At 68.3% G+C, this 11,407-nt stretch carries 8 protein-coding genes; 5 read left to right on the top strand and 3 right to left on the bottom strand.

Going from position 1 to position 11,407, the window contains the following annotated elements; all coding sequences use genetic code 11:
* On the bottom strand, window positions 1-1,803 hold a 1,803-nt coding region (locus VGI12_15160; GenBank protein HEY2434012.1), incomplete at its 3' end, for an ABC transporter permease.
* A gap of 182 nt (window positions 1,804-1,985) precedes the next feature.
* On the bottom strand, window positions 1,986-5,414 hold the full coding sequence (locus VGI12_15155) for a S41 family peptidase (protein HEY2434011.1): 3,429 nt from the start codon (window positions 5,412-5,414) through the stop codon (window positions 1,986-1,988).
* 114 nt (window positions 5,415-5,528) lie between these two features.
* On the opposite strand from VGI12_15155, the gene VGI12_15150 reads away from it, so the two are divergent.
* Window positions 5,529-6,191: a hypothetical protein gene (locus tag VGI12_15150; GenBank protein ID HEY2434010.1), complete on the top strand. Its 663-nt coding sequence runs from the start codon at window positions 5,529-5,531 to the stop codon at window positions 6,189-6,191.
* Window positions 6,192-6,193: 2 nt separating this feature from the next.
* On the opposite strand, the gene VGI12_15145 is transcribed toward VGI12_15150, so the two are convergent.
* Window positions 6,194-6,781 (bottom strand): TMEM175 family protein, encoded by a 588-nt coding sequence (locus VGI12_15145; GenBank protein HEY2434009.1) that lies wholly within the window; start codon window positions 6,779-6,781, stop codon window positions 6,194-6,196.
* Between the two features lie 38 nt (window positions 6,782-6,819).
* Between VGI12_15145 and VGI12_15140 the strand changes: the two genes are divergently transcribed.
* The 4 genes from VGI12_15140 to VGI12_15125 all read left to right on the top strand — a co-directional run.
* Complete coding sequence (locus VGI12_15140) at window positions 6,820-8,532, top strand: transglutaminase-like domain-containing protein (protein ID HEY2434008.1); 1,713 nt, start codon at window positions 6,820-6,822, stop codon at window positions 8,530-8,532.
* 25 nt (window positions 8,533-8,557) lie between these two features.
* Window positions 8,558-9,310: an ABC transporter ATP-binding protein gene (locus VGI12_15135; GenBank protein HEY2434007.1), complete on the top strand. Its 753-nt coding sequence runs from the start codon at window positions 8,558-8,560 to the stop codon at window positions 9,308-9,310.
* A gap of 27 nt (window positions 9,311-9,337) precedes the next feature.
* Window positions 9,338-11,029, top strand: a complete 1,692-nt coding sequence (locus VGI12_15130; GenBank protein HEY2434006.1) for a hypothetical protein — start codon at window positions 9,338-9,340, stop codon at window positions 11,027-11,029.
* A 19-nt stretch (window positions 11,030-11,048) separates the two neighbouring features.
* Window positions 11,049-11,407: hypothetical protein (locus VGI12_15125; protein HEY2434005.1), on the top strand; the 359-nt coding region annotated here is incomplete at its 3' end.

Genomic DNA, 11,407 nt, shown 5'->3' with positions numbered 1-11,407 from the left:
TCCGAACGAGTCCAGGAGGCGCTTGCCTATCGGGGACTCGCCGGGCCAGAGACGCGCCGACAGATTCTCGCTGACGATCGCCGCGCGCGGCGCGCCTGGCCTGTCGATCGAGGAGAAATCTCGTCCGGCGCGCAGCCGAATGCCCATGGTCTCAAAGTAGCCGGGTGTGACAGCCTCGAAGTTGACCACCGGATTGGCGAGCCACGCGGCGTCGAGGTCCTGCTGCCCGTCGCGCAGCAGCCCGCTGTCCCAGCCGATCACGCCATGCGCGAATGGCCGATCGAGCACGACCGCGGCCGATCGCGCCGCAGGCAGCCGCGCGAGGCTCTCGATCAGACCGTCGACCGCTTGCTGTCTGGCCTTCGGCGTCGGATAGCGCGACTGATCGAGCCGGCTCAGATCGAGCGCCAGAACGTTCGATGGATCGAAGCCAAGATCGAGCGCCGCCAGCCGGCGGAAACTCTGCCAGGTGAGCGCGCTGGCGGTGAGCAGCGTGACGGTGATGGCCACCTGAGCGACGACGAGCAGGCGGCGTGTATCGGCCCCGATGCTTCTGCCTGGGTCTCGCTCCGACAGCGCGTGCCTCGGACCGGCGATCGTCGGTCGTATCGACTGCAGGGCCGGAACGAGCGTGACGCCGAACGTGACCGCCGCAGTGATCAGCAGACAGACGGCGAGCGCGACGGAATCGACGCGCGTCTCGGACAGGCGCACGACGGTGGTGGGACTGACGGCAATCAGTGCGCGGAGCGACACGGTCGCGATCGCGGTTCCGAGCAGGCTGCCGGCCGCAGCCAGGACGCCCGCTTCGGCCAGCTGCTGTCGCGCCGAAGTCCATGCGCTGGCGCCGAGCGCGCGCCTGAGAGCCAGCTCGCGCGCGCGAAGCGCGTTGCGCGCGACGAGCAGCCCGGCCACATTCGCGCACGCAAGCACGAGCACGAGACAGACGGCGCCCATCAGGACCCACAGTGCGCGGCGCGCGTTTCCGAAGACGTGATCGACGAACGGCGTCGCCGCGACGCGCGCGTCAGCGTCGGTCGGCGCGTGCGGGAGCCGCTTCCAGCGGCCGGTCGCCTCGGTCAAAGCCTGCGCCACCGATACACCAGGTTTCAAGCGCGCCACGATGTGAAAGGCGCCGACCGAATCGAAGAGATCCTGGAGACCGACGGGTGTCCTGTCGGCTGCCGTCAATGCAAGAACCGTTGCCACCGGCGTCCACAGGTCGGCGCCGACGGGATAGAAGAACTCTGGTGGCATGACGCCGAGGATGCGCCACCGATCCGAGCCGATCGTCAACGTCTGTCCGACGATCGTGGGATCCCCTCCGAGCCTGGCTCTCCAGAATGCCGCGCTGACGACCAGCGCCAGCGGCGCGCCCGGGTGATCTTCGCCGGCCTGGAACGTCCGCCCGACAAGCGCGCGCGCGCCGAGCGCCTCGAAGAAGGTATCGGACACCGCGCACTGCGTGCCGCGCACGCGCTGGCCGTCCGGCAGGATGATGTCGGTCGGTATCGGCCAGTTCGCCGATCCCGTGAGCGCAACGTGCTCGAAGGAAGACGAGGGCTGGCTCAGACTCTTGTATGCGCTGTAGGTGAACTCGCCGGCCGCGTCTCCGACGTGCGGCCACATGACGACGAGGCGCTGCGGCTGCGCGACGTCCATGGATTTGAGCAGCACCGCTTCCACGATGCTGAACATTGCCGTGCAGGCGCCGATCCCAAGGGCGAGTGTGAGTATCGCGGCAATCGCGAGTGCCGGCTCGTTCGCGAAGCGACGGACCGCAAGGCGCAAGTCGCCGCGCATCGGCGGATAGTATCAGCGTCTGGTCAGGACGGTCGGCGCTAGGTAGCGGCCTGGCGTCAGGCCGCCGCGTGAATCTGGCGCAGAAATGGAGTGGCTGCCAGCTGGATCGCTGCGCAGGGTTTGCGTACCCCTACGATCAAATAGTGGTCTGACCCCCGTCTGACCCCGGTTTGACCCCGTGCTCAGCGCTGCGGCGCAGGTCCGGGCTTCTTGGCAAGATCCGCCTTCAGCGTCTCGACCGCCTTTTCGATCTGCGCGTCCGTGCCCTTGGCGAAGTCGGCAGGCGTGTTGTCGACGTAGACGTCGGGTGGCACGCCGTAGTTCTCCATGTTCTGCCCGCCGGCCGTGAGCCACACGCCGCTGCCGGGCGTTCTGATCGCGGAGCCGTCGAGCAGCGTGTAGGATCCCGTTCCGATCACCGCGCCCATCGTCGGCACGCCGACGACCTTGCCGAGGCCGAGCGCCTTGAAGCCGGCGGGGAACATCTCCGCGTCGGATGCCGACCGCTCGTTCTGCATCACCACCATCGGGCCGTAGAAATTCTGCGGGCGCGGCTGCTGGAAGCCGGCGTCGCGACCGACCGTGTACTGATACTCGCGTCCGGCGAGGATGCCGAGCAGTTCCTGGTCGATGCCGCCGCCACCGTTGAAGCGCTGATCGATGATGAGCGCCTTCTTGGTGCGGTTGGCGGTCAGATCGAGCTGGAACTGACGCAGCGACGGCGCGTCCATCGCCCGGATGTGCAGATACCCGATGTCGCCGTTGCTCAGCTTGGCGACCATCTGCCGGCGATCATCGACCCATTTCGCGTACTGCAGATCGCCGAACTCGGTGCTGCCGACAGGCGTGATCGTCACTTCCCACGCGCCGTCCTTCGCCGGCTTGTCGTTGAGCAGGAAATGGAACTTGGTCCCGGGCGCGAGCGTGAAGAACTGCCAGTAGTTCTCGCTGCTCTTCAGATCGTGGCCGTCGACCGAGACGACGAAATCGCCGGTCTTGATTTTCAGATAGTCATGGTCGGCCGGGCCGTCTTTGTAGACGTGGCCGACCTTGAACAGCCCGGCCGCATCGGCGACGAGATCGAAACCCGGATAGCGCGTCTGCTGCGTGCGCTCGACGGGATTGGGGCCGCCGGTCACGCCGGTGTGCGATGCGTTGAGCTGCCCGATCATCATCATCATGAGCGTGTGCAGTTCCTCCTCGTCGACGACGTTGTCGAGGAGCGCGCCGTAGGTTTCCCATGCGCCATTCCAGTCGGCCCCGTGCATCTTGGCGTCGTAGAAGCGGTTCTTCATGATGCGCCAGCCCTCGTTGAAGACCTGGGCGCGGAGCGCCTTGTGGTCGACTTCGAGATTGGCCGTGTAGGTGACCTGGCGCGCGGTCTGGCCGGCCGCGGCGTCGGGCACGGCCGCGGCGGGCGCGCCGCCGCCTCGGCCGCCACGCCCGCCGGCCGCCGCCGGCGCGCCGCCGGCCGCGTTCTGGTTCGGAAGCGTCGCGGCATACAGGTCGCCGCCACTGCGGTAATAGAGCGTGCGGCCATCGCGCGCGAACACCATGCTGGCGCCGCCGCCGAACCCGCCGCCCGCCGCGCCGCCGCGTCCACGCCCGCCGCCAGCCGTCTGCGGCGGGGGCGGCGGCACGCGCGTCAACTGGCTGGTCTCGACGTCGATGACGAACATCCCGGCGTTCGGATCATTGGCGGCGCCGCGTCCGCCGCCGCCGAAGCCGCCCGAGCCGAGCGTCAGCGCGACCCGATGGCCATCCGGCGCGGGTGACAGTCCGCCGATCGCCGTGCCGGGGACGCTGATTCGGCGCGCGCGCCGCGCCAGGCCGCCCCAGTCGATCTGGACCGTCGCCGGCTGCGCTGCGGCCGCCCCGCCTCGTCCGCCGCCGACGTTCTGCCGCGCCGCCGCTTCGGCGGCGAGCCCCTGCGCTTCATTGTCGATGTCGCGATTCATCGGATCGCGATCCTGATCGCGCAGCGACGTCGCCCACAGCTCCATCGTGGTCTGGATGCCGCCCTGGCTCGCGATCCCGTTGCTGAAGCCCTCGGCCGAGGTGAACACGATGTAGCGGCCGTCGGCCGTCCACACCGCGTTCGTCTCGGAGTAGACGATGTTGTCGTCGGCGAGGCGGCGCTCCTCGCCGCCGGCGGACGGGATGATGTAGACGTGTGAGCGCAGCGTCGCATCCTGCTTGGTGAAACTGACCCACTTGCTGTCGGGCGACACCGCGACGGAATTGATCCGGCCCCGATCGCTCGACGAGATGACCGAGGTCTTGCCGTCGGCAACCGCGTACGCGTAAAGCTTGCGATCGGCCGCCGTGTAGAGCACGCGGCTCGAATCCGGCAGCCAGAGCGGCGCTCCCTTCTCGTTGTCGAGCTCGGTGATCTTCTTCGGCGATCGGCCCTCGGGGTCCGAGATCCACACTTCGTCACGGCCGGAGCGATCCGAGACGAACGCGATGAACTTGCCGTCGGGCGACCACCTGGGCGCATCGCTGCGCGACGCCATCGCGTCGGGGACGATGCGGGTGAGGTCGCCGTGCTCGCTGGCGATGGTCAGGATCTGGCCGCGAGTCGAGACGACCGCGCGCCGGCCTGACGGCGACAGGTCGAAGTTGTCGATCTCGTTGCTGACCGTCTCGATCTCGTGCTCGTTGTCCTTTTCGTCGGTCGTGATCTCGAGCTTGATCTCGCTGGTGCGGCCGCTCGCGACGTCGAGCTTCCAGATGCCGAAGTTGTCTTCGTAAACGATCGTCTTGCCGTCGGCCGACATCGAAGGCCAGAAGACGTTGCCATCCAGGTGTTTGGTCACCTGCACCGGCTGGCCGCCGCCGGCCGCCGGCACTCTGTAGATGTTGTTGGCGCTCTTCCTGACGTCGGCGCTCCCCGGCTTGACGCTGCCGTCGTTGGGCAGCGGATCGGCGACGAAATAGATGTTGTTGTCGGCGCCCCACATCGGCCAGTAGCGGTTGTAGTGCACGTCGGCAAGGAGCGGCGCATAGCTGCCGGCGGTGAGATTGGCAACCCAGAGGTCGGCGGCGTAGGCGCCGCGATAGTGCTGGCGCGACCACACCGCCGGATGGCGGTTGAAGACGAGCGACTTGCCGTCGGGGGAGTAGCTGCCCCAGAAGCCCCAGTCGACCGGCAGCGCCTTCTCGAGCCCTCCGCTCACCGGGACTTCGTAGAGGACGGCGACGTTCGGGAAGGCACCGTCGCCGCGCGCGGCGCGGAACACGATCCGGTTCCCGTCGCGCGACCAGCCGACCACCTCGTCGTTGCCGGTGTGATAGGTGAGACGCTTGGGCGCGCCACCGGTCGCCGGCATCACGAACACGTCGTAGTTGCCGTAGCGGTTCGACGAAAAGGCGATCCACTTGCCGTCGGGCGAGAAGCGCGGATAGACCTCGCGGCCGATGTTGTCGGTCAGGCGGTGCGGGTCGCTGCCGTCCTCGTTTGCCGTCCAGATGTCGCCGAGATAGCTGAAGGTCACCTTGCCGGCGTGATAGTCGGGGTGTCGCGCCAGGCGGACGGGCGCGGCCGACGCGGCGGCGGGGGCCAGCGCGACAAGCGCCAGAAGCGCGCCGCGGGTGATCAATGTTCGCACCATATGCATCCTCACAGGTTCTTGCCGCCGGGAGTCTATCGCAAGAGGGCAAGGGAAGTGCCGTCACTCCGGTGTCGGGCGCGGTCGCGCGACCTCTGATACCGTGATGACATCGTGAATCGATCGACCACGCTGCTCCTGTTCGCCATCGTTGCCGTCGGGTTCGGAACCGCCGTCATGCTGGCGCGGCTGACGCCCGCCTCGCAGGAGCGGACCTTCTGGAGGAGCGTCCTCGACGCCGCGTTCGCGCGTGATCGCACGGCGGCGGCGACCGAGGACGAGGATCGGCCGCCGATCGTGATCCGGAGCGGATCGATTCATTTCGACGGCGGTGACGTGCTGAATCCGGCGCCGGCCTGGCGCGGCTGGACGCTGGTGTCGAACACGGCCGGGACGAGCGTCTGGAAGCCGGATCACCCCGCCGGCGCCGCAGTGCGCGCCTTCGAGGTGATGGCGTTCAACGCGATCGCAACGCCGACCTGCGCTCCAGCGCCGTTTGTGGCCGATCGGATCGATCTGGTCTACGCCGGCAGCGCCAGACCGCAGACCGCGTCGATTCACACGGCGGCCGACAAGAACCACAAATCAGAACCAGTGATCGAAACGACGCTGACGCTGACGGCGGTGTCGGGGAACGGCACGGCGCCGGACTCGCTCGCCTACACCGCCGACGGCGTGCTGACCGGGTTCAACGCCTCGTCGCAGGGACACGGCGTCGCGGCGTGCACGTTCAACGCGCTGGGGGCCGCCTCCCTGCGTGTCGCGCCGATCCGGTAGATCTACTGACGCTCGTGTGCCGCGACGCGCCCTTCGATGCGGCGGTCGGGCACCAGCCAGACGCAGGCGACCGCCACGTAGATCGCCGACGCGATTGCCGCGCTGTAGAAGGCGAGCGGGATCGCGACGGCATACATCAGCACCGACACGATCCCTTTGGCATCCGAACCGAGCGCCACCTGCAGCGCCGAGTGCGGTCCCTGCACGCGGATGATCGCCGTCTTCAGGATGTAGTAGGCGGTGCCGGCGAACATCAGGACCGCGCCGTAGACGGCGATCGGCAGCGGCGCCAACTCGGTCTCGCCGATCCAGGCCGTACCGACCGGAATCAGCGACAGCCAGAAGAGCAGGTGGAGGTTCGCCCACAGGACGCCGCCGCTGACGCGCTCGGTCATGTGGATCAGGTGATGGTGGTTGTTCCAATAGATCCCCAGCATGACGAAACTGAGGAGATAGGAGCAGAAGCGCGGCGCGAGCGATCGCAGCGCCGTCCAGTCGTCGCCGGGCGGCGTCTTGAGCTCCAGCACCATGATCGTGATCAAGATCGCGATCACGCCGTCGCTGAACGCCTCGAGCCTGGTGGTCTTCATCGCCGGGCGCGATTCTATGTCATGAGACAATCCTCCCGGTGACCCTGTTTCGGCCGATCTCGCGCCGCGCCGGACGCATCGGCTCGGCGCTGGTGCTCGTGGCGTGGGCATTGACGCTCGGGGTGCTGATCGTGCGCGCCTACGGCCAGGCGGGCTCAATGAACCTCGCCGCCGATCTCGCGCGTTATGGCAGCGCGGCCGAGTGGCGCGGCGTCTATTACCGCGGCGAGAAGATAGGCTTCAGCGTCAGTCAGACGACCGCCGCCGCCGATGGCTTCGAGGTACGCGAGGACGCGCGACTGCAGATGTCGCTCTTCGGCGCGACGACGCCGGCCGCGGTCACGACCGTCGCGCACGTCGACGACGCGTTCGCGTTACGGGCCTTTGAATTCTCGCTCGATCCCGGCACCGGGCCGGTCCAGGTGAGCGGCACGGTCACAGGCCACCATGTCAGCCTCACGATCAGGACGTCGAGCGGGATGCAGCGCGAGGAGCGCGACCTCGACGAGCCGCCGGCGCTGAGCCTCAACCTGCCGCGCCGGATGGCCGCCGCCGGGTTCAAGCCGGGCACCTCACAACAGTTCGCCGTCTTCGATCCGGCGACGCTGCGCAACGAGCGGGTCACGGTCGCGGTGGGGAAGCGGGAGATCGTGCCGCTCACCTCGTCGCTGCCGGTGCGCGTCGGCGGACGCCAGTTCGCGCGGCCGATCCGCACGTCGATGCCGGCGTTCCGCCTCGACATGACGTTTGCCGGCCTGCACACGACGTCCTGGGTCACCGACACCGGCGAGGTCGTCAAGGAGGAGAGCCCGCTCGGCTTCTCGTCGGTGCGCGAGTCGCCCGAGGACGCCCGCCGGCTGGCCGGACGGGGCGCTGCCGGCGCGGCGCTCATCGAGAACGCCGCGATCGTGCCGTCGTGGACGACCAAGAAGCGCGTCGATGACGCGCGCGACGTGCGGCGCGTGCTGATCAAGGTCGCCGGTCTCACCATCGACACGCGCGACATGCACGGCGCCGGCGAGTCACTGCAGGGGGACGTGCTCGAGGTTCGCGACCCGCGGTCGCTCGCCGCCGCGCCGGCTCCGCCCGATCTCGCGTCGTATCTCGGTCCCGAACCGTTCATCGAGAGCGACGATCCGGCAATCCGCGCCGCAGCCGACACGGCGGTGGCTGGCGTCACCGGTGCACGGGCCCGCGCCGAAAAGCTGACCCGCGCCGTCAACGCCATGCTGGACAAGAAGGCGACCATCGGTCTGCCGTCGGCGCGAGAGGTGCTGCGCACCAGGGTCGGCGACTGCAACGAGCACACCGCACTCTACGTGGCGATGGCGCGATCGCTCGGGCTGCCGGCGCGGGTCGTCGTCGGTCTCGCCTATACGCAGGGCGCGTTCTACTACCACGCCTGGCCCGAGGTCTACATCGACGAGGGCGGCGGACGCGGGCTGTGGCTGCCGGTCGACCCGACGTTCAACGAATTTCCCGCCAGCGCGATGCACCTGCGGCTGCTCCGCGGCGGGCTCGACAAGCAGGCTGCGATCCTGCCCCTGATCGGCACGCTGAAGATGGACGTCCTGGACCTCGACCTCGCGCCGAATTCGACGCCGATCCTCGTCGGGCGCGGCACCTCCGCCCCGGTGTTCGCCGCGCCGCCGGTCCCGGTTCGCGCAGGGCTCACCTGCTGGACGACGCGTGTCCGGGATGCGGCGTCGAGCCTGGCTCCTGCGGCAGGCTCGTTCGGTGGACCGCGATGATCCCCACGCCGTTCGCGCCACGGTCATGATCGCGGTTCAGAATCTCGTCAAGCGCTACGGCAGCTTCACGGCCGTCGACGGCGTCAGCCTCGAGGTCGCGCCGGCGCAAATCCACGGCTTTCTCGGCCCCAACGGCGCCGGCAAGACGACGACGATCCGGATGATCGCGGGATTGCTGAAGCCGACGGCGGGGCGCATCCTGGTCAACGATCACGATCTGGCCAGCGAACCGGAGCGGGCGAAGGCCTCGCTCGGCTTCATCCCGGACCGGCCGTTCATCTACGAGAAGCTCACGGCCGGCGAATTCCTGCGCTTTCACGCGGGGCTGTACGGCCTCGACGAGGATCTGGTCGGCGGACGCGTGACCGAGATGCTCGAGCTGTTCGAGCTCGGACGGTGGCAGCACGAGCTGGTCGAGAGCTTCTCGCACGGGATGAAGCAGCGCCTGGTGATGGCGGCGGCCTTCCTGCACCGACCGCGCGCCGTGCTCGTCGACGAGCCGATGGTCGGTCTCGATCCGCGCGGTGCGCGTTTGATCAAGGACGTCTTCCGGAAAATGGCCGGCCGCGGCGTCGCCATCCTGATGAGCACGCACACGCTCGAGGTCGCGCAGGAGATGTGCGATCGCATCAGCATCATCCTGAAGGGGAAGATCATCGCGCACGGCACCGTCGACGAGGTGCGCGCGCTGGCCGGCGATCCCAACCAGCATCTGACCGACGTCTTCCTGCGTCTCACCGGCGGCAGCGGCCTGCAGGAAATCGATGACGTGCTCTGAGCGGACGCGCGCCTCCCCAAGACAATCATGACCAGCCACGCCTTCCCCTATCTGCTGCGACCGTCGCTGTGGGCGTCGCGCAACCGCGCGCGTCGCCGCGAGTCCGGCGATACCGCGCGGGCGCTGTTCTTCGGCGTCATCGGCGCCGCAGTGCTCGGCGTGATTCTCTATGGCGCGTTCTGGGTCACCACCCAGCTCGCCGACTACGCCGACTTCGGCGACTACCTGCTGCGGCTCGGTCTGTCGTGGCTGTTTCTCACCTGTCTCTCGTTCCTCGCCTTCAGCGGCGTCGTCACCGCCCTCTCGACCTTTTTCCTGTCGGAGGATCTGCGCCTGCTGATGGCGGCGCCGGTCGCGGCGCGGCGGCTGTTCCACGCGCGGTTCGTGCGTACGGTCGTGCAGTCGTCGTGGATGGTGGTGGTGTTCGTGGTGCCGCTGCTCGTCGGCGCCGGCCTGGGCCACTGCGCGCCGGTCAGCTTCTACGCCGCCGCGCCGCTGGCGGTGATCCCGTTCGTGGTCATTCCGGTGGCGCTCGGGACGGCCGCGACGCTGCTGCTCGTCAACATCTTTCCGGCGCGGCGCGCGCGCGACATCCTGATGCTGATGGGCCTGCTCTTCGCCGCGAGCCTGGTGGTCCTGCTGCGGATGATCCAGCCCGAGCAGTTGCTCAAGGTCGAGTCGCTTCCCGACGTCACCGACTTCTTCGCCACGCTGCAGTCGCCGGTCACGCCGCTGCTGCCGTCGTTCTGGGCGGCCGAAGCAGTGTTCGCGTCGATGCAGGGCCGCGTCGACTGGCTGCATCTCGCGGCGCTGTGGACGACCGCGCTGGCGCTCACCGTGCTGGTCGCGGCGGCGAACGAACGCTGGCACTTCCTCGGGTTCAGCAAGGCCCAGGAAGCGCGCAAGACCAGGTTCACGCGGCTGGAGCTGCTCGGCTCGGCCGCCCGGCGGCTGCCGCTGTCGCCGGTGGCGCGGCATCTCCTCCTCAAGGATCTGAAGATCTTCCTGCGCGACGTGAGCCAGTGGTCGCAGCTGTTGCTCCTGCTGGCGCTGGTGCTCGTCTATCTCTACAACTTTCGCGTGCTCGATCTCGAGCGCATCCCCTACATGAGCGGGATGATCAAGAACGTCTACGCCTTCGTCAACCTCGCGATGGCGGGTCTGGTGATGGCCACCGTCTGCGCTCGTTTCGTGTTTCCCGGGGTGTCGTCGGAAGGCCCGGCCTTCTGGATCATACGGACCGCGCCGATCACGATGCGCGCCTTTCTGTGGTCGAAGTTCTGGATCGGACTCCTGCCGGTGTTCGTGCTGACCGAGGGGCTGACGGTCGCGGCGAACCACTTCCTCGGGATCGAGCCGTTCCTGCGCGTGGTCGGGGCGGTGGCGGTGCTGTTCATGTCGCTGGCGATGGTGGGGCTGGCGACGGGTCTCGGCGCCCGCTATCCGCGTTTCAACGCCGACAATCCGAGCCAGGTCGCCGGGTCGTACGGCGGCGTCGCGTTCATGACCGCCGCGGTGCTCTACACGATCCTGTTCATCGCGCTCATCGGCTGGCCCTCCTCGGCCGTGCTCTGGCAGCATGCGACGCAGCTGCCGTTGACTCCGGGCGTTCGCAGCGGCATCGCCGCCTGCTTCGCCGCCGCCGCGCTGCTGAGCGTCGGCGTGTGCGCGATCGGCATGCGCTCGGGGATCGCCGCGCTCGACGACATGGGCCGCTGAGCGGCCGTATAATCCGCCGATGGACCTCTTCCAGGTCGACGACGACGCGTGTCTCTTCATTTCGCCGGCGATCGAGAACTGGGCGACGCTGGCGGAGCATGGGATCGACGTGGTCATCGACATGGAGGGCGGCCTCGACGACTGCATTCCGACGCTGCCAGGCTCCTGTCTCTACGTGTACTTCCCCATCTACGACGAGCAGATGCCGGATCAGGCGCGGCTCGAAGCGGTCGCGATGATGGGGGCGCACCTGATCCGCAGCGGCCACCGCGTGCTCTCGCACTGCGGCATGGGGTTCAACCGCTCGGCGCTGGTCGCCGGCCGCATCCTCCACCACCTCGGCGGCATGAGCGGCCCGGCGGTTGTCGAGCGGCTCCG

This window comes from Vicinamibacterales bacterium, assembly GCA_036496585.1.
Lineage (GTDB): Bacteria > Acidobacteriota > Vicinamibacteria > Vicinamibacterales > 2-12-FULL-66-21 > JAICSD01.
Note: the sequence above shows the minus strand (reverse complement) of the source record. Positions and strands in the feature narration are given on the sequence as shown.